At 54.1% G+C, this 26,029-nt stretch carries 26 protein-coding genes; 14 read left to right on the top strand and 12 right to left on the bottom strand.

Translation table 11 applies throughout. The features are described 5' to 3' along the window. Nucleotides 1–144 precede the first annotated feature (144 nt). Both BJP35_RS05520 and BJP35_RS05515 read right to left on the bottom strand, forming a co-directional pair. Complete coding sequence (locus BJP35_RS05520; protein WP_020883759.1) at nt 145–1,323, bottom strand: acetyl-CoA C-acetyltransferase; 1,179 nt, start codon at nt 1,321–1,323, stop codon at nt 145–147. A 93-nt stretch (nt 1,324–1,416) separates the two neighbouring features. Further along, nucleotides 1,417–2,283, bottom strand: coding sequence for a LysR family transcriptional regulator (locus BJP35_RS05515; RefSeq protein WP_014171479.1), 867 nt, complete (start codon nt 2,281–2,283; stop codon nt 1,417–1,419). 103 nt (nt 2,284–2,386) lie between these two features. Here BJP35_RS05515 and BJP35_RS05510 point away from each other — a divergent pair, with 103 nt between their 5' ends. After that, complete coding sequence (locus tag BJP35_RS05510; protein WP_014171480.1) at nt 2,387–2,848, top strand: multidrug/biocide efflux PACE transporter; 462 nt, start codon at nt 2,387–2,389, stop codon at nt 2,846–2,848. A 118-nt stretch (nt 2,849–2,966) separates the two neighbouring features. After that, nucleotides 2,967–4,196: an amino acid permease gene (locus BJP35_RS05505; RefSeq protein WP_047743576.1), complete on the top strand. Its 1,230-nt coding sequence runs from the start codon at nt 2,967–2,969 to the stop codon at nt 4,194–4,196. 32 nt (nt 4,197–4,228) lie between these two features. Here BJP35_RS05505 and BJP35_RS05500 read toward each other — a convergent pair whose 3' ends face one another. Further along, nucleotides 4,229–4,702, bottom strand: a complete 474-nt coding sequence (locus tag BJP35_RS05500; RefSeq protein ID WP_032670215.1) for an Lrp/AsnC family transcriptional regulator — start codon at nt 4,700–4,702, stop codon at nt 4,229–4,231. Between the two features lie 116 nt (nt 4,703–4,818). On the opposite strand from BJP35_RS05500, the gene BJP35_RS05495 reads away from it, so the two are divergent. Next, nucleotides 4,819–5,430 carry a LysE family translocator gene (locus BJP35_RS05495; RefSeq protein ID WP_014171483.1) on the top strand — a complete coding sequence of 204 codons (612 nt, stop codon included), beginning with the start codon at nt 4,819–4,821 and terminating at the stop codon, nt 5,428–5,430. Nucleotides 5,431–5,458: 28 nt separating this feature from the next. Here BJP35_RS05495 and BJP35_RS05490 read toward each other — a convergent pair whose 3' ends face one another. Together BJP35_RS05490 and yjdI are read right to left on the bottom strand one after the other, a co-directional pair. Beyond that, nucleotides 5,459–5,731 (bottom strand): GNAT family N-acetyltransferase, encoded by a 273-nt coding sequence (locus BJP35_RS05490; RefSeq protein ID WP_047743577.1) that lies wholly within the window; start codon nt 5,729–5,731, stop codon nt 5,459–5,461. A gap of 10 nt (nt 5,732–5,741) precedes the next feature. Next, entirely contained in the window at nt 5,742–5,972 is a 231-nt protein-coding gene (gene yjdI, locus BJP35_RS05485) for a 4Fe-4S mono-cluster protein YjdI (RefSeq protein ID WP_020883756.1), read from the bottom strand. 178 nt (nt 5,973–6,150) lie between these two features. Here yjdI and BJP35_RS05480 point away from each other — a divergent pair, with 178 nt between their 5' ends. From BJP35_RS05480 to BJP35_RS05460, 5 genes are all read left to right on the top strand, one after another. Further along, the gene (locus tag BJP35_RS05480) at nt 6,151–7,788 is read left to right on the top strand and encodes a sensor histidine kinase (protein WP_032678909.1); all 1,638 of its coding nucleotides are present in this window, start codon (nt 6,151–6,153) and stop codon (nt 7,786–7,788) included. Nucleotides 7,789–7,791: 3 nt separating this feature from the next. Further along, entirely contained in the window at nt 7,792–8,493 is a 702-nt protein-coding gene (locus tag BJP35_RS05475; protein ID WP_014171487.1) for a response regulator, read from the top strand. Between the two features lie 168 nt (nt 8,494–8,661). Further along, on the top strand, nt 8,662–9,750 hold the full coding sequence (locus BJP35_RS05470; RefSeq protein ID WP_020883753.1) for an ABC transporter substrate-binding protein: 1,089 nt from the start codon (nt 8,662–8,664) through the stop codon (nt 9,748–9,750). A 78-nt stretch (nt 9,751–9,828) separates the two neighbouring features. Beyond that, nucleotides 9,829–11,598, top strand: a complete 1,770-nt coding sequence (locus tag BJP35_RS05465) for an iron ABC transporter permease (protein WP_020883752.1) — start codon at nt 9,829–9,831, stop codon at nt 11,596–11,598. Then, nucleotides 11,591–12,661, top strand: coding sequence for an ABC transporter ATP-binding protein (locus BJP35_RS05460; RefSeq protein ID WP_020883751.1), 1,071 nt, complete (start codon nt 11,591–11,593; stop codon nt 12,659–12,661). Before BJP35_RS05465 ends, BJP35_RS05460 begins: the two co-directional genes overlap by 8 nt. 77 nt (nt 12,662–12,738) lie before the next feature. Here the strand turns inward: BJP35_RS05460 and manA are convergent, their stop codons facing one another. From manA to BJP35_RS05435, 5 genes are all read right to left on the bottom strand, one after another. Next, the gene (gene manA, locus BJP35_RS05455; RefSeq protein WP_047743579.1) at nt 12,739–13,905 is read right to left on the bottom strand and encodes a mannose-6-phosphate isomerase, class I; all 1,167 of its coding nucleotides are present in this window, start codon (nt 13,903–13,905) and stop codon (nt 12,739–12,741) included. Continuing rightward, nucleotides 13,902–15,320 (bottom strand): glycoside hydrolase family 1 protein, encoded by a 1,419-nt coding sequence (locus BJP35_RS05450; RefSeq protein WP_032678911.1) that lies wholly within the window; start codon nt 15,318–15,320, stop codon nt 13,902–13,904. Before BJP35_RS05450 ends, manA begins: the two co-directional genes overlap by 4 nt. A 51-nt stretch (nt 15,321–15,371) precedes the next feature. Next, nucleotides 15,372–17,567, bottom strand: coding sequence for a CBM35 domain-containing protein (locus BJP35_RS05445; RefSeq protein WP_047743581.1), 2,196 nt, complete (start codon nt 17,565–17,567; stop codon nt 15,372–15,374). An 11-nt stretch (nt 17,568–17,578) separates the two neighbouring features. After that, nucleotides 17,579–18,916, bottom strand: a complete 1,338-nt coding sequence (locus BJP35_RS05440) for a carbohydrate porin (RefSeq protein ID WP_025203318.1) — start codon at nt 18,914–18,916, stop codon at nt 17,579–17,581. Between the two features lie 208 nt (nt 18,917–19,124). Further along, on the bottom strand, nt 19,125–20,396 hold the full coding sequence (locus BJP35_RS05435; protein WP_020883745.1) for a PTS sugar transporter subunit IIC: 1,272 nt from the start codon (nt 20,394–20,396) through the stop codon (nt 19,125–19,127). Between the two features lie 169 nt (nt 20,397–20,565). On the opposite strand from BJP35_RS05435, the gene BJP35_RS05430 reads away from it, so the two are divergent. The 6 genes from BJP35_RS05430 (at nt 20,566) to BJP35_RS05405 (ending at nt 24,812) form a co-directional block, all read left to right on the top strand. Continuing rightward, nucleotides 20,566–20,877: a PTS sugar transporter subunit IIB gene (locus tag BJP35_RS05430; protein ID WP_014171497.1), complete on the top strand. Its 312-nt coding sequence runs from the start codon at nt 20,566–20,568 to the stop codon at nt 20,875–20,877. 14 nt (nt 20,878–20,891) lie between these two features. Then, complete coding sequence (locus BJP35_RS05425; RefSeq protein WP_086462950.1) at nt 20,892–22,214, top strand: PTS sugar transporter subunit IIC; 1,323 nt, start codon at nt 20,892–20,894, stop codon at nt 22,212–22,214. 2 nt (nt 22,215–22,216) lie between these two features. Continuing rightward, the gene (locus BJP35_RS05420) at nt 22,217–22,546 is read left to right on the top strand and encodes a PTS lactose/cellobiose transporter subunit IIA (protein WP_014171499.1); all 330 of its coding nucleotides are present in this window, start codon (nt 22,217–22,219) and stop codon (nt 22,544–22,546) included. Between the two features lie 41 nt (nt 22,547–22,587). Next, nucleotides 22,588–23,493, top strand: a complete 906-nt coding sequence (locus tag BJP35_RS05415; protein WP_014171500.1) for an ROK family protein — start codon at nt 22,588–22,590, stop codon at nt 23,491–23,493. Nucleotides 23,494–23,570: 77 nt separating this feature from the next. Continuing rightward, nucleotides 23,571–24,530: a LacI family DNA-binding transcriptional regulator gene (locus BJP35_RS05410; RefSeq protein ID WP_086462949.1), complete on the top strand. Its 960-nt coding sequence runs from the start codon at nt 23,571–23,573 to the stop codon at nt 24,528–24,530. 69 nt (nt 24,531–24,599) lie between these two features. After that, a complete protein-coding gene (locus BJP35_RS05405) occupies nt 24,600–24,812 on the top strand; it encodes a hypothetical protein (RefSeq protein ID WP_014171502.1) in 213 nt (70 codons plus the stop codon). Between the two features lie 83 nt (nt 24,813–24,895). Here BJP35_RS05405 and BJP35_RS24820 read toward each other — a convergent pair whose 3' ends face one another. Both BJP35_RS24820 and BJP35_RS05400 read right to left on the bottom strand, forming a co-directional pair. Continuing rightward, nucleotides 24,896–24,970, bottom strand: coding sequence for a hypothetical protein (locus tag BJP35_RS24820; RefSeq protein WP_369797172.1), 75 nt, complete (start codon nt 24,968–24,970; stop codon nt 24,896–24,898). A 413-nt stretch (nt 24,971–25,383) separates the two neighbouring features. Next, entirely contained in the window at nt 25,384–25,740 is a 357-nt protein-coding gene (locus BJP35_RS05400) for a putative T6SS immunity periplasmic lipoprotein (RefSeq protein WP_025203316.1), read from the bottom strand. Between the last annotated feature and the right edge of the window lie 289 nt (nt 25,741–26,029).

Below are 26,029 nucleotides of genomic sequence, written 5' to 3'. Positions count from 1 at the left end.
ATCACACTAAGATGTTAACAACGATAATAATTAAGGCCGTAATTATTCAATAACAGAGTGAGAGTGTGCTAATAACGGTTAATTCGTCATACGTTATGTAAAAAAAAACCTCCTGAAGGGAGGCTCTTTTATGCGGGCGGGATTTTAGCGTTCAATGGCGAGGGCGACACCTTGTCCACCACCGATACAGAGCGTCGCAATGCCTTTGCGGGCATTGCGCTTTTTCATCTCATGCACCAGCGATACCAGAATTCGACAACCGGACGCGCCGATAGGATGACCCAGTGCGATTGCCCCACCGTTCACGTTTACCCGCAGGGGATCCCATTCCAGCATTTTGCCAACCGAGATTGCCTGTGCGGCAAAGGCCTCGTTGACTTCAATCAGATCCACATCAGAGAGTTGCCACCCTGCGCGTTCCAGGCAGCGACGGGTAGCATAAACCGGGGCGATACCCATTAACGCAGGATCAACACCCACGCTGGCAAATGCCTTAATGCGGGCCAGAACGGGCAGATCCAGCTCGAGGGCTTTGCTTTCACTCATCATCATCACGGCCGCAGCGCCATCATTAATGGAGGAGGCGTTTCCCGCCGTCACTGAGCCCTGAGTTTCAAACGCAGGATTGAGCCTCGCCAGCCCTTCAGCGCTGGCGTCGGTGCGCGGCTGCTCATCGGTATCCACCACGGCAACCTCACCGTTCTGACGCTGCGTGCTGACCGGGACGATTTCATCCCGAAAGCGCCCGGCATCAATCGCCGCGCGTGCTTTTTGCTGCGAGCTTAACGCGTAAGCGTCCTGCAACTCACGGCTGATACCATACTCACGTGCCAGATTTTCCGCCGTCACGCCCATATGATAGTCATTGAACGCATCCCACAGACCGTCATGCACCAGACTGTCGAGCAACTGGCTGTTGCCCAGCTGCGCGCCGGTACGGCTGTCGGTCAGCACGTGTGGTGCCCGGCTCATATTTTCTTGTCCGCCGGCAATCACGACATCCGCTTCACCACACTGAATGGCCTGCGTCGCCAGATGCAGCGCTTTTAACCCTGAGCCACAGACGTCGTTGATGGTGATAGCGGAGACGGTATTGGGCAGGCCACCCTTGAGCGCCGCCTGACGGGCAGGGTTTTGCCCGGCACCGGCGGTCAGCACCTGTCCCAGGATCACCTCATCAATTTCATGTGCTGCAATCCCGCTGCGTTCCACCAGCGCTTTCACCACTACGCTGCCCAAATCAACAGCCGAGTGGCGTGCAAGCGCCCCCTGAAAACAGCCGATAGCCGTACGCAACGCACCCACTATAACGACATCTTTCATCACAACCTCTGTGTTAAATGACATGACGATAGTAGTGGATTGTTATTAGCAATTATCTTAATTGTTTAAAAATAGTGAGTTTAATCACAAGGATTAGCGCGCATCCTGCAGATACTGCCGCAGCCAGCTTCCGGCAACGCCGGGCGGGGATCGTTTATTCCAGAGCAGATCGATACCGATCGCCCGTGGCCAGCCGGGGACATTCAGCTGCACCAGCGATTTCGCGGCGGCAAATTCATCCACCAGCGCGCACGGCAGCACGCACCAGCCAAATCCCTGCACGGCCATACTCAGCAGTAACAGGTAGTTGGGTGCCGACCAGACGGGTCCGCGTGCGAGCGTTGCCTCCCGCTCCAGATAGGTGCTGAGCCGCAATTCCCGCCAGCCGTGCAGCTCATCGGCCTGGATTTCTTGCTGCCCGGCCAGAGGATGGTTGGTCGCGACATAGATTGCCATCCGGGTCTGTATCGGCAACCGGGTAAAACCAATATCGGTCGGATAACTGTCACGCGCTTCCGTGAGACCAACCTGCGCACGCGACTTCTGCAGCAGATCGATAACGTCCTCTTCCTCGCCAATCAGGCATTCAAATTCGGTATGGGGAAAGCGCTGGTCGAACTGGTTCATCAGGTCTTCCAGCACGTCCGGGTTGAGGGTATCGGAAAGAACAAACGTCAGGCGCGCCTCCGTTTGTGCCGTTAACGACACCGCCAGCTCGTCAAGCCGCGTGCTGGCCGCGAGGATCGCCTGCACATAACCCAGCACCTGTTCGCCCTGGGCGGTTAACACCGGCTGACGGGCCGAACGGTCAAACAGATCGAAGCCCAGATCGGCTTCAAGATTGGCGATCGATGTGCTCACGGTCGACTGGCTTTTACGTAACCGACGCGCGGCGGCAGAAAAAGAGCCCGCCGCGACGGTCTCAACGAATGCGGTAAGGGCTTCAGGTGAATAACGCATGCACTATCTACTTTATCGATGGATACCATCTTTAATATATCACCTTTAGCGATAACAATAGGCCGCATCAACGCCAAAATGCGTATTCACGAGGTCTAAAACTATGCAACATCAGGATGCACTCCAACGTAAACTGCCGGAGCGGATCTTTCATGCCGTCTGTTTCGAAGGGATTGCCACGGCGATCCTCGCCCCGACGGCGGCGTGGCTTATGCAACGTTCCGTGGTGGAGATGGGTGGGTTGACCATTATCCTGGCAACCACGGCCATGCTCTGGAACATTATCTATAACGTCGGCTTCGACCGTTTCTGGCCGGTTCACCGCATCACACGCACGGCAAAAATCCGCGCACTGCATGCGCTGGGATTCGAGTGCGGGTTTATTGTGATCGGCGTGTCGATAGTCGCCGCGGTGCTGGGCGTCACGCTGCTGCAGGCATTCACACTGGAAATTGGTTTCTTCCTGTTCTTCCTGCCGTACACCATGTTCTATAACTGGGCTTACGATACGCTGCGCGAGAAATTCCTTAAACGTCGCCAGCAGCGACGCGCCCTCGCAGGCTAATTCCCTCTGGCCGGACGCCCGCTCCGGCCAAACTCCTTCGAAGCAACTGCGCTCTCAACCCATAATTATGGTAAATTGCGCTCCATTCTGTTGGTTTGATAGTTGATACGTTGCTCTAATGTCGAAAATTTGGTCAAAAGATGAGACTCTCTGGAGTTTCGCTCTCTATGGCACGGCCGTGGGCGCAGGAACGCTGTTCTTGCCCATTCAGCTGGGCTCCGCAGGCGCTATCGTCCTGTTTATCACTGCCCTTGTGGCCTACCCATTAACCTACTGGCCGCACCGCGCGCTGGCACAATTCATCCTGTCGTCGAAAACAAAAGGCAATGAAGGGATCACCGGCGCCGTTTCCCATTATTACGGCAGGAAGATAGGCAACCTGATCACCACGCTCTATTTCATCGCCTTCTTCGTGGTGGTGCAGATTTATGCAGTGGCCATCACCAACTCGTTCACTGAGCAACTGGCAAAACACATGACGGTGGATACCGCCGTTCGCGTGCTGGTCAGTTTTGGCGTGGTGCTGGTGTTAAATCTGATCTTCCTGATGGGACGGCATATCACCATAAAAGTGATGGGCTTCCTGGTGTTTCCGCTGATTGCCTACTTCCTGTTTGTCTCGCTCTATCTGACCGGAAGCTGGCAACCCGCGCTGCTCACAAGCCAGATGGCATTTGACCGCCATACGCTGCATCAGGTCTGGATTTCGATCCCGGTGATGGTATTCGCTTTCAGCCATACGCCGATTATCTCGACGTTTGCCGTTGACCGCCGTGAGAAGTTTGGCGACGCCGCCATGGACAAGTGCAAGAAAATCATGAAGGTGGCGTACCTGATTATCTGCCTGAGCGTGCTGTTCTTCGTGTTCAGCTGCCTGCTCTCTATTCCACCGTCCTATATCGTTTCGGCAAAACAGGAAGGGGTAACCATTCTGTCGGCGCTGTCGATGATGCCCTCTTCTCCGGCATGGCTGGGGATTTCCGGGATTATTGTGGCGATTATCGCCATGTCGAAATCGTTCCTCGGCACCTATTTTGGGGTGATCGAAGGGGCGACGGAGATTGTGAAGTCATCGCTGAACCAGGTGGGCGTGAAAAAGAGCCGCGCCTTTAACCGCGCGATCTCCATCATGGGGGTGTCGTTAATCACCTTTGCGGTGTGCTGCATTAATCCGAATGCCATTTCGATGATTTATGCCATCAGCGGTCCGCTTATCGCCATGATCCTGTTTATCATGCCGACGCTGTCGACGTACCTGATCCCGTCCCTGAAACCGTACCGATCTGTCGGCAACCTGCTGACGCTGATCGTTGGCGTACTGTGCGTGTCAGTGATGTTTGTAGGTTAAACGCCCCTGCGCCCGGCGTTCTGCCGGGCGCGTTATTCGTCACGCCCTGAGATGTCGAGCGGAAACGGCCTGTCCTGCACGACCGTTTTCATGACCAGCGTTGAGCGAAGATGCTGAACGCCGGGCATCGCAGAGAGCTTCTCATCATAGAGTTTCTGAAAAGCCGGCAGGTCGCGGGTCACGACGTGCATCAGATAATCAGGATCGCCAAATAAACGCTGCGCCAGCACAATTTGCGGGATCTCTTCCACCGCCTCCTCAAATGCGCTCACCGCCTTTCTGTCGCCCTCTTTCAGCGTCGCAAACACGATCGCCAGAAAGTTAAACCCCATTTTGGCGGGATCGAGACTGGCCCGGTATCCCGTAATGGCCCCGCTCTGCTCCAGTGCCCGCACGCGCCGGTGACACGGCGAGAGGCTCAGGTTCACCCGTTCAGCCAGCTCCGTAAGAGATAAACGGCCATCAGCCTGCAACTGCGCAAGAATTTTTCGATCGATGCTGTCCATGTGGAAGATTTTGTCAATTTCACCGTCTTTTGAGCATAACATTGAAAACTCATTTCGTCCGGATACCGATATGCTTTCTCTCTGTTGACGGGCGTAATTCTGGAGTTTTACAGACGATGGAAATGAGTATTGTGGCTGGGTTTTGGGTGGTGTCTTTCCTGCTCATCATGACGCCGGGCGCCGACTGGGCTTACGCTATTAGCGCCGGCATCCACGGGCGGCGCGTGGTACCCGCAGTGATGGGCCTCATGTCCGGGCATCTGCTGGCGACACTGATTGTGGTCGCGGGCGTGGGCGTCATGATGGCGCAACATCCGCTGGCATTATCCGGGCTGACGATAGCGGGAGCGCTTTACTTGCTGTGGCTTGGTATCTCACTGTTACGCGCTCCTGGCGCACCGGAAAGCGCCACAACCTCGGCGGCAAACTGGAAACAGTGGGCGGTGAAGGGATTATGTATCAGCGGCCTTAACCCGAAAGTTTTTTTGCTGTTCCTGGCCCTGCTTCCACAATTTACTGACCCGAAGGGAAGCTGGTCGGTTGCGATGCAGATGTCCGCGCTGGGCTTGCTACACCTCATCACCTGTACGCTGGTCTATCTGCTGGTGGGATACGGTTCAAAAGCCATCCTGGCCACCCGCCCGCAGGCCGCGCGTCTGGTGAGCAGAGCATCAGGGGGAATGATGGTAGTGATTGCGGTGGTGCTGCTGTTTGAACAGATCGGATGAAAAAACACCGGCCATTGCCGGTGTGTTTCTACGCCCGAATATCGTCATATTCCCGCGTATTATCAAACTCATGTTTGGCAAACGGGCATAGCGGGATAATTTTTCGATTTTCACCGCGCATCTTCGCGACCACTTTTGCCACCAGCTTTTTACCCACACCTTGCCCTTTCAGGCTCGGATCCACATCGGTGTGCTCAATAATGCTCAGATGCTCACCGGTCGGTACGAAGACAATCTCTGCAACCTGGTTACCGTCAGCATCGTTGACGTAAAACTTGTTATGGCCTTCCAGAATATCCATGGTTCCTCGCTTATTTTTGGCGATACTTCAGCGCACCGCTCGGGCAGGTATCAATCACATGTACAACCGTTTCGACGTCCACTTCATCCGGTATAATCCACGGTTTACGTTTCAGGTTGAAGAGCTTAGCGCTCCCGCGCACGCAATTTCCTGAGTGTTTGCAGATCGCGGTGTTGAAGTAAACGTCAATTTTCTCTCCGGTATAGGCCCGGTAGCCTGCATCCAGTAGCGCTTTATCCACGACATTGCCTCTGTAATTATTCGGGTGCTGAATGAAGCATAGCCTTACGCGATCCTGATAGCTATAACCCCCAAAACGAAAAGCCAGGTCACAACTCTGTTTTCGCCAGATTGCATCCCCCATTTCCTCATGTCAGTCTGCGCAGACCGCTCTAATCAGACTCCCCGCGTCAGGTCGTATGAAACGCAGACTCTCTTTTCAGGTAAAACTTTTTTTAGCGCTGGTGTGCTTCTCCTGCCTGCTGTTAGTTCTGCTGGGAACCATCCTGTTTCATTTTATTGACCGGCAATTGCATCACGATCTCGGCCAGCGCGCCCGGGTTCAGGCCAGCGAAATCGCGTTGATGCCGGGTCTGGCGGAAAACGTCGCGGCCAGAAATATCCCCGCCATCGCCCGTTTAATTCAGCCTATACGGGCCGAAAGTGATGCCAGTTATATTGTCATTGGCGATACCCGGGAACAGCATCTCTATCATTCAGAATCACCGGAACGCATCAATTTACCGATGATCGGCGGGGATAATGCGGAGGTATTACAAGGCAAAACAATTATTTCGGTGCGTAAGGGTGGGATTGGGGTATCACTGCGCAGCAAAGCGCCCATCTTTAATGCGCAGCATCAGGTGATTGGGATTGTCTCGGTCGGTTATTTGACGTCGTACATTGCTAATATCAATGCGCGTATTCTCTGGCAGTCCGGGTTATACGGTATGGGTCTGTTGCTGTTACTGTTTATTTTTTCCTGGTTGTTTACCCGCAATCTTAAAAAGCAGATGTTCCGCCTTGAGCCAAAAGATATTGCGCAACTGGTCTTACAGCAACGCGCGCTGCTGGAAGCAATGTATGAAGGGGTATTTGCCGTCAATGAAGAAAAGCAGCTGATTTTAATTAACCGTGCCGCCAGAGAGATGCTGGATATTCATCAAAGTGAGAAAGCGCTTATCGGCAAACCGCTGGAAGACGTTCTGCAAACGTCCCCCGGTTTTTTATCTCAGCGCTACGCCTCGGTTAGCCGCGGCAGCCACGACCAGATTGCGGTGCTTAACCAGCGCGAGGTGATTGTGAACCGCGTGGCGATTGAGGTTGAACCTGGTGTTGAAAGCGGTTGGGTTTATAGCTTTCGCGACAAGAATGATATCAACACTCTCAGCAGCCAGCTAAGCCAGATTAAACGCTATGCGGATAACCTGCGCATTATGCGTCATGAACAGCTGAACTGGACCGCCACGCTGGTGGGGTTGCTGCAGATGAAACACTATGACGAGGCGATCCGTTACATCCAGGCACAGTCAGAAGGAGCGCAGCGCGTGCTGGACTTCGTCTCAGCCCATTTTGTCTCGCCGGCCCTGTGCGGATTGCTGCTAGGGAAATATGTCAGCGCCCGGGAAAAGGGCGTTGAACTGCAGTTTGATCCCGCCTGCCAGCTCACCCGCATGCCTGCCAGCATCACGGAAACGGAGCTGGTGTCGGTGATTGGCAACCTGCTGGATAACGCCGTTGACGCCACCCTGAAAGCCCCGGTTCCCGCACCTGTAGAGCTTTACATTTCCGATCGCAACCAGGAGTTGCTGATAGAGGTGGCCGATCGGGGTTGCGGGGTGGATGAGGCGATGAAACCGCATCTTTTCCGCCAGGGATTCAGCAGTAAGCCGGAAAGCGAGAACGACATTGTGGGCACAGAGCACGGTATTGGCCTGTTTCTGGTGGCAGGCTATATCAACAAGGCGGGCGGCAGCATTGAGATAACGGATAACGCTCCTCAAGGCACGATATTCTCTGTGTTTATTCCCAATCCACTCCCCGTTCGACAGGGCTAACGCATGACCACGACCCGAGCACTTGATGTTGTGATTGTTGAGGATGAGCCGCACCTGGCGGAACTGCATCGCGAGTATATCGAGCAAAATTTCCATTTGCGCGTGGTGGGCATTGCCGCGTCGATTGAGCAGGCGTGTAACCTGATACGCCAGCATCAGCCGAGGCTGATACTGCTGGACAATTATCTCCCGGACGGTAAAGGCGTGGCGTTAATCGATAACCCGCTCCTGAAAAGCTATGAATGCTCGGTGATCTTTATCACCGCAGCCAGCGATATGCAGACCTGTAGCCATGCCATGCGCAGCGGCGCGTTTGACTACCTGATTAAGCCCGTTTTTTTCCAGCGTCTGCACGCCTCGCTGGAGCGTTTTATGCGTTTCATCCACACCGTGCAGCAGGTGAAGGTTGTCGACCAGCATGCGCTGGATCGCCTGTTTAACCTCCCCGCCGCGGACACCTCGCAGACCCCGTCCACAAAGGGTATTGAGCCCCACACCCTGGACCGTATTAAGCGTTTATTTGCGGAACACCCCGAAAAAACAATGTCGGTGGAAGAGGTGGTGGAATACGTCGGGATCAGCAAAACCACGGGCCGCCGTTATCTGGAATACTGCGTGGAAAGTGGGTTAATCAGCATCGAAATGCTGTATGGCAATATCGGTCATCCCAGAAGGCTTTACCGCAAAGCGGCGGAGAAAACGTAATCCGCAACCGTTCGTTTGCTAAGCGTCGCGGATTTTATGGTGTTAATTGCTGAAACGACGCCGACAATCACACTTCGGAACCGCAACCCGCGCCCCCCTATTGTCGGCGCGGAGCCATACGCTATGTTGACAATTAGTTCCTCAAATGTAACTAAAAGGTTAACTATAATGTCGAACATCTTCCGAATTTCTCTGATTACCGCTACCGTACTGTGTTCTGCTTCCGCACTGTCTGCTTTGCCGCAGGGCTATCCTGCTGACTATCAAAAAATGGTCGATGCCGCGACCAAAGAGGGCAAAGTGGTGATCTACTCCACCACCGACACCAAAGCTGCCGGGCCGCTGATTGAGGGCTTCGAAAAAACCTATCCGGGCATAAAAGTTGAATATAACGACATGAACAGCACCGAGCTGTACAACCGTTTTATCAGCGAACAGGCCTCGGGTGGCGGTAGCGGCGATGTGGTCTGGAGCTCCTCCATGGACACCGGGCTGAAGCTCGCTACCGACTACGCCATGGAGTACAAATCACCGGAGCAAAGCCAGCTGCCGAAATGGGCGGTCTGGAAAGATAAAGCCTACGGCACCACCTATGAACCCGTCGTGTTTATCTACAACAAACGGCTGATCCCGGCGGGCGACGTGCCAGATTCCCATGCGGCGCTGGCTAAGCTTATTGCCAGCCAGACGGATAAATTCAAGAGCAAAGTCACCACCTACGACATCGAAAAATCGGGTCTGGGCTTTATGCTCTCGGTGCAGGATCACAAGGCCGATCCTAACTACTTCAAAACCCTGGCCGATATCGCCAAAGGGGGCCTAGCCGTTCAGTCTTCAACCGGCACCATGATGGAGAGGGTGTCATCAGGGGAAAACCTGATCGGTTTTAATATCCTCGGTTCCTACGCGGAAGCGCGTGCGAAGAACGATCCGTCGCTGGGGATCGCCTATCCAAAAGATTACACCCTGGTGTTATCACGCGTGTCGTTCATCAGCCAGCAGGCGCAAAACAGCAATGCCGCGAAACTGTGGCTGGACTACGTCCTGTCTGAAAAAGGACAAAGTATTCTGGCAAGCCAGGCGGATATCCCGTCCATTCGTAACGATATCGACGGCAAAAATGATATCGACGGCCTGACGAAAGTGCTCGGCAATGCGCTGAAACCTATCCCGGTTGATGAAAGCCTGCTGGAGTATCTGCAGCCGAAAAAACGCCTGGAGTACATCAAACAGTGGCGTACCGCCGCCGCCAAATAAGCGTCTGAGCGCGACGCGGGTCGTCGCGCTCCTGTTACCTGAGTTCGTTTTGCTGGGCTGCAACACCAGGGATACCCCATGAATACATTACGCAGAAAGTGGCAAAGCCTGCCGCGCGGTATTGTCGTGTTGATAACCGCCCTGGTTATCTACACGCCGCTGTCGTTTATCGTGATACAGAGCTTCTTGTCCGCCCCGTTCTTTTCACCGGCAAAAGAGTGGAGCCTTGAATCATTTGGTTTTATCTTCACCGACCCTGATTTCTATAAGGCGCTGAAAAGCGGTTTTATTCTCGCTTTCGGGCTGGTCATCATCGCCATTCCGTTAGGGGGCGTGCTGGCCTTTCTGATGGTGCGTACCGACCTGCCCGGCCGCCGCCTGATTGAACCGCTGATCCTCGTTCCGGTTTTCGTGTCGCCAATGGTGCTGGGATTCGGCTACGTGGTGGCCGCCGGTCCGGTGGGCTTTTTATCCCTCTGGGCGCAGGCGCTGATTGGTTTCGTACCGTGGAATATCTACGACATGTCGAGCATCGTGGTCATTGCTGGCCTGACGCATGTTCCGCATGCCTATCTCTATATTTCGTCCGCGCTGCGAAGCGTCGGTTCCGATGTGGAAGAGGCCGCACGTACCGCGGGTGCGTCGCCGTTACAGGTGATGACCTCGGTCAGCCTGCCGATGGTGCGACCGTCCATTTTGTACGCCATCGTTCTGCTGTTCTTCCTCGGTCTTGAAGTGTTTGGTCTGATGCTGGTCCTCGGCGATCCGGAAGGCAACATGGTGCTGGCAACCTACCTGTACCAGCTGACCAACAAGCTTGGTACCCCTTCCTACCACCTGATGGCGGCGGTTGCGGTGGTGCTTATCTGTATCACCATTCCGCTGGTCATGCTGCAGCGTCGCCTGATGCGTACCGCCAACCGATTCGTGACCATGAAAGGCAAAGCGTCTCAGGCCCGGGCCTTACCTCTGGGTAAATGGCGCTGGGTGGCGGGCGCGGTGGTCGCCTTCTGGCTTACCGTCACGATCGGCGTTCCCCTGCTCGGCGTGGTATTGCGCGCGTTTATCTCAAACTGGGGCGTGGGCGTTTCGCTGTGGGACGAGCTTTCCCTGAGTACTTTTCGCACGATATGGGCGCAGCCGAACCTGCTGCGCGCCATCGTCAACTCCATGTCCATTGGGGTCATTGGCGGCGCGCTGGCCGTGGCGTGCTACCTGTTTGTCGGTATCGCCATGCACCGCAAACCGGACAATACCACGCGTTTCCTGGATTACAGCGTCCTGGTGCCGCGCGCCGTGCCTGGCCTGCTCGCGGGTCTGGCCTTTCTCTGGGTGTTCCTGTTCCTGCCAATGTGGCTGGATAACTCGCTGAAATCGGGCTGGCTTTCCGGGTTCGCCTGGAGCGACTGGATGCGCGAAAACCTGATTGTCTGGCTACGTTCGCTGCGCAGCACCATTTTCAGCGTCTGGCTGGCCTATACGGTGGTCTGGATGGCGTATGGGCTGAGACTCATCTCGTCCACCCTGCTGCAGGTCGCGCCGGAGCTTGAAGAGGCCGCCCGCAGTACGGGGGCTACGCGTGGCCAGATCACCCGCCATGTCACGATCCCGCTCTCCCGCTACGGCCTTATCGGTTCGTGGCTGCTGATGTTCCTGATTTTTGAACGCGAATATTCAACGGGTGTATACCTGCTTTCACCCGGCACGGAAACCATCGGCTCAATGCTGGTATCCCTCTGGGCCGCGGGAGCCATTGATATTGTGGCGGCGCTCTCTTTTATTAACATCCTGCTGGTGGTGGTAGGTCTGGGCATTGCCCTTCGTTTCGGAGTCAAAATACATGATTGAATTAGCGGTTAACGATCTGCACCTGACCTACGGTGACAATCCTGTTTTAAAAGGGGTCTCCATGAACCTCAACCGCGGCGAAGTGGTGTCCCTGCTGGGGCCATCCGGCAGCGGGAAAACCACCCTGCTGCGTGCGGTGGCGGGCCTGGAAAAACCGACTCAGGGCTCGATTATCATTGGCAAAAACAAAGTCTATGACGGCACGCCGCGCAGTGAGATCCCGGCGGAAGAGCGTAACCTGGGCCTGGTGTTTCAGTCGTATGCGCTGTGGCCGCACAAAACCGTTTTTGAAAACGTGGCCTATCCGCTCAAGCTGCGCAAGGTTCCGGCCAAAGAGATCCAGCAGCGCGTACAGGACGTGCTGGACCAGCTCGGGCTGGGCCATCTGGGCAAACGCCACCCGCACCAGCTCTCCGGTGGACAACAGCAGCGCGTGGCAATTGGCCGGGCGCTGGTCTACAACCCGCCGGTCATTTTACTGGATGAACCGCTCTCTAACCTCGACGCCAAGCTGCGCGAAGAGGCTCGCGTATTCCTGCGTGAACTGATTATCAAGCTGGGCTTATCCGCGCTGATGGTAACGCACGACCAGAATGAGGCGATGTCGATTTCCGACCGTATCCTGCTGCTTAACAACGGTAAAATCGAGCAACAGGGCACACCGCAGGAGATGTACGGCTCGCCGAAAACGCTGTTTACCGCTGAGTTTATGGGCAGCAATAATCGCCTGCACGGCAAGGTAACGGAAGTACGCGACGGCAAAGCGCGTATCGAAGGCAAAGGCTGGGTGCTGTGGGGCCAGGCCGGTGAAGGGGTACGAAGCGGTGAAGACGCCACCGCGGTGATCCGCGTCGAGCGCGTGGCGGTGGTCGAGGGGCCGGGGGAAAACCAGCTGGCGCTCCCGTTACTGACCAGCATGTATCTCGGTGACCGTTGGGAATACCTGTTCCGCACGCCGGGGGATGATTTTGTCATTCGCGCCTATGGTCACGAGGCCCGGGACCCGCTGCACTGCCACCTTTCGCTGCCTGAAAAGCACGTGTGGATCTTCCCGAAAAACTAAATGTAAAAAGGCTGCGATAAGCAGCCTTTTTTATGCCCGACATACTGCCTGCACACGGCAGTGAAAGCCTTACGTCATCAGCTTACCAGGCAAGACTGCCCGTGCTGAGTCAACGTCCATAAGGTTGTGACCGCCGGGATGAACGCGGACTGACCGGCGTTCAGCGTCATGGTGGCACCCTCGGCGTGGCTGAGCGTGGCACTCCCCTTCAGCACCAGCAGAATTTGCGCACGGTCTGTCCGGATGTTTTGCTGCTCGCAATGTTCAATGACGCTAAAGCGAAAATCCGTTACCGGGATCGGGTATTGCTGCATCCCCTCTTCCCGCTGCGGATGCATCCTGAGGCGGTCGGCTGGGGTTTCGTCAAACACCGTACAGCGCACCAATTCTGCCACGTTGATGTTCTTGGGGGTTAAGCCCGCACGCAGCACGTTGTCAGAACTGGCCATGACCTCAACTGCCGTACCATTCACATAAGCATGTAGCGTACCGGCGCGCAGGAACATCGCCTCACCCGGCGCAAGCGTAATGCAGTGCAGATACAGCGGGGCCAGAGCCCCGATGTCCCCCGGGTAGTCTCGCAGTAGCCGTTCGATAAAGGGCGCTACCGGAGCAAACACCCCGCATGCAAGTCGCGCTTCAAGACACGTCAGCACGCCCTCTTTTTCCGCCGGCTCAAGCGCCATCAGACGCGTAAAAAAGGCCTTAAGCCCTTCAGCATGCAGGTTGTTGCGAAACAGCGACAGCGCGGACGTCAGGGCCGGGGCATCCAGGCGCAAAAAGTGATTAGCAATCTCCTGATACGGCCGGAAGCCGTTCATGGCCATAAAAGGCGTCAGGGCAAAAACCAGCTCGGGCTTATGGTTCGCATCGGTGTAATCCTCTCCGGGCAGGTTGCCCTGACGGGCGAACCCGTCTTCTGCCTGGCGCTTATTGGGATGTACCTGCAGCGACAGTGCGCGCTCCGCTGACAGCAACTTCAGCAGGTAGGGCAACTGCCCCGCAGTTTCTCCCGCGCACGCGCCCAACATCTCTGCCGGCCTCTGTGAAATAAGGTCCTGTAAAGAGCGTAACCCTGTATCGGTTTCAATCTCCGAGCAGCCTGCGGGGTGGCTTCCCATCCAGACCTCGGCCTGGGGTTGATCGTCAGGGTTGAGCAGGCCAAAAAGATGATTAAGCGCTACGCGACTGCCCCAGGCGTAATTTTTGATGCCGTTACGCATCCGGTAAAAAGGCTGACTCATTGCGTATCCTTTTCACATTCGCCAGGGGTGAAGCCATTTTCAGCCGCCAGCTGCGCAAACCACAATGCGTTACGTTTGATTTGTCGCTCCCCGGTGGCTAAATCCAGACGCCAGAAGCCATATCGCCGCTTGAAGCTGTTGATCCAGGACCAGTTATCAATGAAGGTCCACTGATGAACACCAAAACAGTTGGCGCCGTCAGCGATACCACGATGCAGCTGAGCCAGATGTTCCTCCATCAGAGCGATACGGAAGGTGTCATCTATCACGCCATCGGCCTGCACCGGCCCTTCGGACTGCAGATCCATCGCGATGCCAATTTCCGCCAGATACCATTTGATGTTGCCGTAGTTATCGCGAATATTGCAGGCAATGTCATAGATAGCTTCCGGGTGGATCTCGTTATTGTCGCGATAAGGGTTAAACCGTCCCTGAGGATCAATGTAATTTTCGAAATAGACTTCCGGCGTGAAGTAATCGAGCGCGTAAACGCTTTCCCGCGCTTTCACCCTTCTCGGCACATAATAATTCACCCCCAGAAAATCAATTCTCGACTGCAGGATCGTCTCCACATCCTGCCGTGAAACCTCTGGTAAGCAGCCGTTTGCGGTTAAGATTTCGCACAGTTCTTTGGGGAATTCATGTTTAACCAGCGGGTCGAGGAAGCTGCGGTTAAACAGCAGGTCGGCATACCAGGCCGCTTTTTTATCGGCCTCGCTGTCGCTGCGGGTATAAGAAGGCGTGAGGTTGAGCACGACACCAATCTCACCCGGCAAGCCCATTTCACGGTAGACATTCACCGCCCTGGCGTGCGCCAGCATAATATTAAAGGCGACCTGAGCCGCCAGTTTGCCATCTTTTTTACACGGATAATGGAAGTCATATAAATAACCGCCTTCCACCGGCACGATCGGCTCATTAAAGGTTATCCAGTATTTCACCTTATGGCCAAACAGCTCGAACGCGGTGCGGGCGAAGCGGGCAAAAAGCTCGGTTACGTAGGATGACTCAAATCCGCCATATGCTTTTTGCAGCGCCTCGGGCATATCAAAATGGTAAAGATTGATGATGGGCTCGATGCCGTTGGCAATCATTTCATCGAAGTAATCGTTATAGAAGCGGACGGCGTCGCGGTTTGGCTGTCCGGTTTTGAAATCATCGATCAGACGCGACCACTGAATAGAGGTTCGAAACGAGTTAAACCCCGTTTGCTTCATCAGGGCAACGTCTTCTTTATATTTACTGTAGGTTTCACAAACGTGCTGCGGACCAATCTGCTGAAAAAAACGCTCCGGTTGTTCGGCAAACCAGCTGTCCCAGACAGAACGGTGCGGCTTATTGGCTATGCCTTCCGTCTGCGGACCTGATGCCGCTGCGCCCCAAAAAAAACCTTCCGGGAATTGATACCGGTTCATAACGCCTCCTGAATGAAAAAAAGGGCTGCCCCGAACAGGGCAGCCAAATAACTACTCTGCAGTGACTTCAATTGATTTGATGAACATATATCCCCAGTCGCCAGAGAACTTGCCAAAGCTAATGGTGTTGTCCCCTGCCCTGAGCGTGACCGGTACGATCATCGTCTGGCCTTTCTCATCCGTTTGCGGGAATTCAATGCTCACCGGCGTTCCGCCGTTCACAATGAACGAGTTTTTCTTACTCCCCCATTTGCCGTTAAATTTCACGTGCAGGGCAAACTTACCGTCCCAGGGGGCGTTAACCTGCCAGGTCACGCTGTCTCCGTCATTGGCAAAAGGGCCAAGGAAACCGTCTTCACCAATCGCTAACGTATCTTTATCGCTCTTGGTAATGTTCAGTTTCCCCTTGCTGACGTCCAGCGTTCCGCCGCCAAAATGACAGTAGTCCGCCGGCACGGGTCCCGCCGTGGCCTTCACGCTAACGTTTACCGTCTTGCTGCTTTTCAGCAGTCCATCGTCAGCGGTAAAGGTCAACGCATAGTCACCGGGAGCCGAGAACCAGGCACGGGTTTCCGCTTTGGTGCTGTCACAAAAGTGGACGTTATCCTTGCCTTCGTGATGCCATGCCAGGCTGACCTTCGGCTCCGGCAGATTGTCATCCTGCCAGGCCGCGGTGAGCTGAACGCCTTTATCCACGGTGGTAGAGAGCGCCTCCTGCAGAGTGATGACCGGCGGCAGGTTTTTCTGCGTATGCTCAAGGCGAATCACGTTTGAAGGCGCAGACTGACCGCTTTCGTTCTTTGCGATCACCCGGTAGTAGTAAGTCTGGCCCAACGTCAGGCTGCGATAGTCATCACGGAAGAGATCCATTTTTGCCGGATCCCACTCATTTTTGCCGTCAGAGATATCCTGACCAACGCGAGTCCACGGGCCGTGTGGCTGAGTCGCTCTCTCCACATCGTAATAACGCCCGACGGGGGATCCCATCCAGTTAATGGCAAACGGTGAGTTGCTCTCGCGCAGCTTAGGCGCTTCCGGGACCGGCAGAGCCGGCGCCTGGCTCAGCCCCGCCATTTGCGCCGAGGCGGTTCGCACCAGATTGACGACCTCCATCTCCTGGTTTGCTTTGCCCTCGACCGGGAAGCCAGGCAGATGGTAGCTGTAGTGCCCGGTAAACTCTTTGTGCCAGTAAAAACCACCATCATGGCGATGACCACGGAAGCCCCAGATAAAGCCCCCAGCCGCCTGCGCGCCATTGACCTCGGTATGCACAATGGCCTGCATGATAGTGTTAAGGTCTTTTTGATCGAGCAGACCAAATTCGCCAACCAGATAGACCTTTTTGCCGCCAATCGCCTCCAGATCTTTACGAACCTGCTCGGGGTGGTTGTTCTCGGCGTTGGTGTAATAGTGGTTACTGATGATGTCGACGTTCGGATCGTTGAGCGCGAAATCATTCACCTTTTTATAGGTACCATCGACGACAAGCTGATGAGGCGCCCACTTGCGGATCCAGGCCGACGTTTTCTGCAGGAAATCAGCATTGGTGTTTTCCAGCTCATTACCCGTTTCCCAGGCCATGATCGCCTTTTCATCGTAGTAATGGCGTCCCGTAATGGTGTTGGTACGGGTAATCACCTGACGGATCACATCCTGATAAGCACGGTAGGTTTTACTGTCAGTTCGATAAAAATCTTCCGGCTTTTCATGATAAAACGCGGCCAGCTGTTCCCGTCCCCCCCACCACCACCAGTGGTCAATAAACGGCAGAATCAGGCGCAGCCCCTGCTTATCCGCCTCGGCAATCATGTTGTCATACACTTTCATGGCCGTTTCATTCAGCCGCGGCATGCCGTCCGGCGTTGCCGGTGCCAGAATATGTGTCTCACGTCCGCAGGCAGCATCATTTTCCTGCTGCACGGAAAGCACATATACGCGCTGTGCTTTAGCACCGGTTTGCACCAGCGCTTTGATCCAGTTCTCCTGCTCTTCGGCAGTCGGCCATCTAAAGTATTGCCCCCAGCCGCGCGGATCGGCCTTACAGGTTCCGCGTGCGTCATCTTCTATACGATGCAGCTCCGGGGCGTGGATCCCGGCGAAGCGAAAGACGCGATCGCCATCTTTTAACGCTGCGCCATCGCGAGTAATAAAGTGTTCAAAATGGGATTGCTCAGCCGCCAGAGCCCCCGCGCTTCCCAGCGCGGAGAGTAAGGAGACGAGAAGCAGTTTTCGAATCGGGAAAGCCATCTCTTTTCTCCTCAGAACCAGACTTCAGCCTGCACACCAAAATTCAGCGTATCGGTATCGCCGCTACGTGAATATCCCCCCGGACTCAGGGTGCCAGTGCTCCAGTCGTAATTTCTGTCCATCGCATCCGAGACGCCTTTATCCCATTTTGCGTAGGTGGCAAAGAAGCGCAGTTGCGGACGGCTCCAGAAACCTGAATCAAAGGTCAGGGTCGGCGCAATGGTCACCTTGGTCAGGCCACCTTTCCCTTTACCGTTTACGCCCATGTAGTTTTTATCATCCAGATATTCGTAGCCCACCTCATATTGCATGGCGAAGTTTTTGGTTATCTGATGATACGGACGGATACCCGCTACCCACATGGAACGTCCCCAGCCGTCATCGTCGTTGGTCCACCAGCGGTAGTTTTTGTCTTTCTGATAAAACGCAAAGGTCGATACTTCCACGTCACCCAGGTTGGCCATGCTGTCCAGCACGACGCGCCAGGATTGCGTATCCTCAAGGTTTGCCCAGCCCCAGCCGTTTTTACCCAGCGAATCCGCGGCGGCCAGGCCTTTGCCATACTGGAAAGCGATGCGGGAGTACCCGTTGGTCAGGCCGTAGAAGCTGTCAAAGTTGTACAGCGCCGTCACGCCGTACCCCTTCTCAGCCGAGGTAGGATGGTTTTCATTGCGGTTCATGTGGTGGCCGATAAGTTCGACATCGAGCCCGGTGCCGCCGATCTTTTTAAACCAGAGGTTAAGCGAATAGTCATCCGGATAGCCCTGATCCCCCAGATCTACCGGATAAGCTTTGGCTTCGTCGGTGGTCGAGAAGGCATACACACCCGCATCAAAGCGCGCAAAGCCTAAATCCAGGTTATCGAACCCGCCCCCGGTTCCGTTGTACTGAATGTACTCCCAGTCGAACTGGTGGCTGGAAAGGTTGGAGCTGCTGTAGCGTTTACCGGCCCAGAAGGTCATGTCCGGGGCAAAATCGAGATTCGTTAATTCAGCAAACCCTTCGCGGAACTGGGTCTCTTTGCCGTCATCGTCAGTACAGTTCCAGTCGGCGGTACATTTGGTCTGGTGCGTCAGGTTGGCCTGAATACGTGCGACTGCGCCTGAATCCGACTTCAGCGTTACCGTCGGGATCAGCTCAATTTTGGTATCTTCTTCGTTACCCAGACGCCATTTCCCGTCAGGCATCAGCCCCACCGAATCGACCCGGTTGCCATCGCTATTGGCAAGAATACCCGAGCGTAAATAGCCGTGGAGGGCGAAATCATATTTCTCATCGGCGCTGGCATAACCGCTGATGACAGTAAGAGCAATCAAGGACAGAGGTATTGATTTCATTAACGTTTGCATAGGTTCCCTTTGAATTTTTATTTTCACGGTTAAACGTACAGGGGAAATGTAAGGATCAAATTCGGAAATGTACATCCACAAACGGAAAGCGCTTTCCATGTTTGCCGGATTGAATCACAAATTTAAGATCAAAGAGAAAATTTTTGTGAAGAATGTCACGAAATAATCTTCTGCCCATCAGGAACGGGCAGAAGCAGGGAGGCGGGGATTATTTTTCCAGCTGCATCAACTGGCGTTCATGAACCTTGAAGAAGGGGCGATAGAGCATCCATGCATTGAAAAAGGCGAACAGGCACATGCACATATTTTTCCAGCTGCCGTTCGCCGACCAGGCTGCGCCCAGCGGTGAAGGCATAGACCAGGGCAGCATGGCGACGGCTCTGTCGAGCACGCCAAGCTGGGTTAAATACCAAGCTATACAGGCATTTATCAGCGGTACAAACACAAAGGGCAGTAAAAAAACCGGGTTCATGATGACGGGGAAACCAAACAATATCGGCTCGTTAATGTTGAACAGCGACGGCAGAAGGCCAATTTTCCCGACGCTCTTTAACTGCCGGGATCGGCTTCGCATCGCCATAAAGACCAGCGGCAGCGTAGAGCCGATACCGCCAATCAGCAGATAAAAATCCCAGAATCCCTGCAGATAAATATGTGGCAGCACGGCTTCCCCGGCGGCCAGGGCCCGCTGGTTTTCAAACAGATAGGTGAGCCAGAACGGGTTCATGATGCCCGTAATGATCAGGGCGCCATGAATACCGACGAACCATAAAAGATTACACAGAAACAAGGAGATAAGCACCGCCGTAAGGGTATCGGATGCCACGATAAGCGGGCGTAACGCCTCGCCAATCAGCTGTGGCAAAATTTGTCCGGTCGTCTGCAGCATCACGGCATTCATTACGCTAATGGAGAGCATGATCACCAGCAGCGGCATCAGCAGCTGGAAACCATTTCGCGTCATCACCGGTACCTCCTCCGGCAGACGAATGCACCACCCTCTCTTGTAGAAAAACCTTATTATTTCAATAGAGTAAGCGCTTGAAATGAGCGCAGTAAAAAGCCCCATCCCGCCCAGAAAAATATTCGTTGCACCGTTATCCCGAAAGCCAATGAACAGCAAAAAGGAGAGGCAACCGGTGAGTCCACACAGCCGTTCCGGCAGTTGATACTGCTTGGCCAGACTGGCGCTGGCACCAAACGCGACAATCAGCGCCACCAGTCCGAGCGTCAGCTCAAAGGTTGGCAACAGCATCGGACGCAGCAGCAGATAGACGTGTCCGAGGCGCGATGCACTTGAAATGGCGAACGGTGGAAACAGCAGTGGCACCATCAGGCTTCCCACAATCACAAAAGGCATGGCGAGGGAAAAGCCGTCCCGCATCGCGGTAATATGTTGATTTCTGGTGATTATATTGGCTGCTGGTGTGAGACGTTGCTCAATCAAATCCACAGCAACATTCATCAAATGAATGTTCATAACTCGACCTTAATAGTTCGTGAATAGCCGCGATGATCTCGCACATCCGGACAAAGGGAAAGATTCCCTCAGGTGATCGCGGTCACAATTACCTTATCCACCAACGGAAAGCGCTTTCCGTTTTGTTCCATGATGACTATATTCCAGCCATAAGTTCAAAGGAGACGTTATGAAAAAAATCATGTTGTGTTGTTCTGCCGGGATGTCCACCAGCCTGCTGGTGAAAAAAATGGTCGACGAAGCGCAAAAGCGTGGCCTGGAAGCGGAGATCAAAGCGTTTGGCGTGGCCGAATTCGCCGAGCAGGTCGGTCACTATCAGGTGGTGCTGCTTGGACCGCAGGTGAAGTACATGCAAAGCGATCTTCAGAAACAAGCTGATAAATACGGGATCCGTGTTGAGCCTATCAACATGATGGATTACGGCATGCAAAAAGGGGGCGCCGTTCTCGATTTCGCCCTCTCCCTGATAGATAACAAATAACGAAGGGAAAACCCATGAGCTCTCTGTACGCGAAACTTATCCAGGTCATTGAACAGAAAATTACCCCGATGGCAGGCGCCGTCGGGCAGCAGAAGTATGTGACCTCGATTCGTGACGGCTTTATCACCGCCCTGCCGTTCATGATCGTCGGTTCCTTTATGCTGGTGTTTATTTTCCCGCCCTTCTCACCCGACACGTCCTGGGGTTTCGCCCGGGCATGGCTGCAATTCTCGTTGGATCACCGTGAAGCCCTGATGCTGCCGTTCAACTTCAGCATGGGGATCATGACGATCTTCATTTCAGTCGGGATCGCCGCGAGCCTGGCCAAACATCACGATCTGGATGCCCTTACCGCCGGCATGCTGTCGCTGATGGCATTTCTGCTGGTGGCTGCGCCGTTAAAAAACGGGCAGATTTCTACCGCCTATTTCTCCGGGCAAGGGATCTTCACGGCCATTCTGGTGGCTATCTACTCTACCGAGCTGTATGCCTTCCTGAAGCGTCACAATATTACCATCCGCCTGCCGCCAGAAGTGCCTACGGGCGTTGCGCGTTCGTTCGAAATTCTGATCCCGGTGCTGGCAATTGTTGTCACTCTGCACCCGCTCAACCTCTTCATTGAGGCCCAGCTCGGCATGATTATTCCGGAAGCGATTATGTCGCTGGTGAAACCGCTGGTTGCCGCCTCCGATACGCTGCCTGCCATTCTGCTCTCGGTGCTGGTGTGTCAGGTTCTGTGGTTTGCGGGCATCCACGGCGCGCTGATTGTCACCGGAATTATGAACCCGTTCTGGATGGCGAACTTGTCGGTTAACCAGGCAGCAATGGCTGCCGGTCAGGCGATCCCGCACATTTACGTTCAGGGATTCTGGGATCACTACCTGCTGATTGGCGGGGTCGGCTCCACGCTGCCGCTGGCGTTACTGCTGCTGCGCAGCAAAGCAGTACATCTGCGTACCATTGGGCGTATGGGCGTGGTGCCGGGGATGTTTAATATCAACGAACCGATTTTATTCGGTGCCCCTATCATCATGAATCCGCTCTTTTTCCTGCCGTTCGTGCTGGTTCCGATGGTCAATGCCACCCTCGCCTACTTTGCCCTTGATTTCGACCTGGTCAGTCGCGTGGTCTCGATGACACCGTGGACAACGCCTGCCCCTATCGGCGCATCCTGGGCGGCCAACTGGAGCTTTAGCCCGGTGATCCTCTGCCTGCTGTGCATGGTGACCTCAGCGGCCATGTACTTCCCGTTCCTCAAAGCGTACGAGAAGCAACTGCTGGAACAAGAGCATGAAAATGCGGTTGAACAATCTGAAGAAGCGGCACAGTCCGCCTGATAGTGAAAACACAGAGGTTACTGATGGAATTAGAAGAACAGGTCATGGGCATTATTATCAATGCCGGTCAGTCACGCAGTCTCTGCTACGAAGCGCTTGGCTTCGCAAAAAAAGGTGACTTTGCCTCAGCCGACGCGCGGATGAAAGAGGCGGCGCACTTCGCCCGTGAAGCGCATCTGGTGCAAACCCAACTGATCGAAGCTGACGAAGGGGAAGGCAAAACCAAAATGACGCTGGTGATGGTGCACGCTCAGGATCATTTGATGACCTCGATTCTGGCGAAAGAACTGGTGACGGAGCTGATCGAGCTGTACCGCACTCGTCAGGCATAACCATTCAGGAGAGGCGCTGGCCTCTCCTTTTCGAGGAACGTATGCACTATCTTGGACTCGATATTGGCGGCACAAAAATGGAAGCCGTCCTGCTTTCGCCTCAGGGCGAATGCCTTTGGCGTGAGCGTCGTCCGACGCAAAAAGAGAGTTATGACGCCTTTATGCACCATCTGCTGGCGTTTATCGGTGAAGCGCGCGCGGTAGGTGAAGTGCCATTCAGTATCGGTATTGGCCTGCCGGGGGCCATCGACCCACAAAGCGGGCTAATTAAAAACTGCAACTGCCTGGTGCTCAACGGTCACGACCTGAAGCATGATTTAGCAAAGCAGCTCAATCAGCCCGTGTGGATAGCCAATGACGCGGACTGCTTCACGCTGTCTGAAGCGGTTGATGGCGCAGGCGCAGAAGCAGAAACCGTCTTTGGCGTAATTGTCGGTACCGGATGCGGCGGTGGCGTGGCGGTACATAAGCGTCTGCTTCAGGGGCCAAACGCCATCGCTGGCGAATGGGGACATAACCCGTTGCCTGGCTATGCCCCCGAGACGGATGGTCCGGCGCAGTCCTGCTATTGCGGAAAACATAACTGTATCGAAACCTTTATCTCTGGCACCGGCTTTGCCCGCCGTTATCCCAGCGAACTGAGCGCGCAGGCCATCATTGAAGCGGCGGCCCAGGGAGACCTGACCGCGCGGGCCCACTGGCGCCACTTTATCGACGCCTTTGCCCGCAGTCTGGCCTCGGTGATCAATATTCTTGATCCGCAGGTTATTGTGTTGGGCGGTGGGTTATCAAATGTCAGCCAGCTGTACGACGAACTTCCGGCCGCCATCAGGCCCTACATCTTCTCGGAAAGCTGCCGTACCCGTATCGTCCCGGCCCGTTACGGCGACGCCAGTGGCGTGCGTGGCGCGGCGTGGCTACCGGGTTTGCACGCCGCGCAAACGTGAAACCGCCTGTGGGGGGCGCTAAGATTCTTAAGGTGGGTTATGTTAAGATAACCAAAACCCACCACGCAGAAAATGCTATGCCAACGATTGACGATGTATCACGATTAGCCAATGTCTCACGAGCAACCGTCTCACGCGTGTTGACGGGGACGCGCGGCGTGCGCGAAGAGAGCCGTGAAGCCGTGCTGCGCGCCGTAGAAGAGCTTAATTATCGCCCAAGCTTTGCCGCGCAAAACCTGGCAAGTCAGTCATCAAGCTACGTTGGTCTGGTTCTCTCTGCGAAGGATGAAAGCAGCGGAGCACGTTTGCTGCCTGCGCTCTCCCGCGCCATGAAAGCGTTGAATAAAACGCTCATCGTAGAGTACGTAAATGATCCTGTTGAGCAGGCTGTCACCGTCGATGATCTTCAGCGCCAGTGCGTTGCTATCGTAGTCTTTGGGCCGGTTGCGGCCGGTAGCGCAGAGAATGTTATCTCCTTCGATCGTCCCGTGGTGGATGCGAAACCTCAGGGATATGACTTTGCCTTTGCGACGGAAAGCGCCTGTCGTTACATGACGGGTAAGGGCCATCGCAATATCGCACTGGTGATTGACAGCGAACACGATGACAACAGTAAAAAGATGGTGGAAGGCTATCGCAACGTCCTGCAAAACTACTCTTTGCCGTTTAATCGCCAGCTGGTGTTAACGGCGAATGAAGATGTTGAACAGGCGCTGCTGACGCTCATCAACAGCCTGAGCAAGTTTTCCGCCATTGTGGTTAAACGTGATGCCTATGCCGCTGAAGCGATGCGTCTGTTCCGGGAATTTGGCATTTCCGTTCCGCAGGAAGTATCGCTGCTGAGTCTGGAAGATTCGCCTCTGGCAACCCAGCTCTATCCACAGCTGACCTGTATCTCGTGGCCAATGGATCAGTTGCTCACTCAGTGCGTTGAGCGCATTAAAAGCCTGGTGGATGGCCGACCTGTTCGCACGTCAGAGCTCTCCCCCGTGATTGGTAAACTCACACCTCGCCAGTCGGTGATGGAAAAAAGCTAGCGGGTACGCAGCGATTGCCGGCTTAAGGGTGTGATAACACAATAAACGTTATCCCTGTTCTGGAGCGAGATGATGAAAACCTTTCTGTTCATAAGTGCCCTCACCCTTTTCCCGGCGCTCTCCTGCTATGCCATCGCCCAGGAAACGCCCCTGCCGCTGAAAGAGCAAATTCATACCGATGAAGGTACATTATGCGTGTATGGCGATGCTTCGCGCAGTGAAAAAGTTGTGATGCAGGGCGGCAACGATTGCCCACAGAGTAAAGCGGCAAAACAGTCCTGATTGTTTTGAAGGGGTGGATTTATTACCAGGCGGTAAGAATTTACCCCCCTATTTTTTTGATTAAAAGTCAGTCCTGCGACAAATTAAGATGGAGTCTGATCATTAAGCGATAAATGAGGTCTGTACTCGTTATAGCCCTGCCGCAATCCATTTATGATTTTCCGGGCATGAAAATATCGCTGAAGCCATATTCACTCAGACATAACACCCACGGCTTCCCGCTTCACTTCGGATACTTCCATACCGCCAGACTTCTTGCATAAGTTCCAGAAGATGGCGTCTTAAATAGCATCCTTAAGACAGCGTCTCAATGCAAAACCCCGGTTTGGCCTGGCGGAGGATACAGATGATGTATTTGTCAAAAAACACTTTTTTAAGGGGATGTCCTCACGTGGTTTATACAGATATAACTTACATTGTGATGTGTTAATGAATGGGGGGCAGGTCACGGCGGTTATACCTGAGTATGTTCTCAACCATCCTCAAGCGGATGTATGGAAACAATAGTCACAATGGAATATCAATATACTGGTGACTTGAAGAAGTAAGATCTTGGGGGCATTCTGCCCCCTTATCCTTTGGGATACGAAAATTCTGCGGTGACTAAATGAGATTCTGACTTATCAGATTGGACGTCATACGCGAAGTTATATCGTTTTCCAGATGTAAACTTAAATCCAAATACTGGAAGACACTCACCCTTCGGTACATAAACAGGCTTGTCATCGAAAATCTTGTGAAGAGAGTCGCTATTATCGCTATTGATTTGAATAGCAGTGATCCGTTCCTGCGGCTCCAGTGGTGACACCACACAAACTTGATTATCTTTGATTAATGCCGTTGTAGATTCGCGATCTACCATTCGATCACCAGGCCCAGGGCATCCCGTTAAGAGGAATACAACACCCAGCAATATTTTATTCTTCATTTTTAACGCCCCTTCCCTGTTACGATTTTCTGATAAAGCGAGGGGACATCCTGCAACATATCAACGCCCCTGTACATCCCCATGCGCCCTGGTCTCTGATAGTAAGACCACTTATTGATACCATAAACCAGCAGTAACCAGTAATCAGCCAAAATAGAGGCTTGAATCGCCACGGGTTTAACAGACACCTCAGAGTCATTTAAGATGACTTAAAGAGAGGTGCCCATGAGCGGTAAACGTTATCCCGAAGAGTTTAAAATTGAAGCAGTCAAGCAGGTTATTGATCGCG

This window comes from Enterobacter sp. J49 (genome assembly GCF_002148625.1).
In the GTDB taxonomy this organism is placed as follows: domain Bacteria; phylum Pseudomonadota; class Gammaproteobacteria; order Enterobacterales; family Enterobacteriaceae; genus Enterobacter; species Enterobacter ludwigii.
The sequence above is the reverse complement of the archived record's forward strand: the minus strand, read 5'-3'. Positions and strand labels throughout refer to the sequence as shown.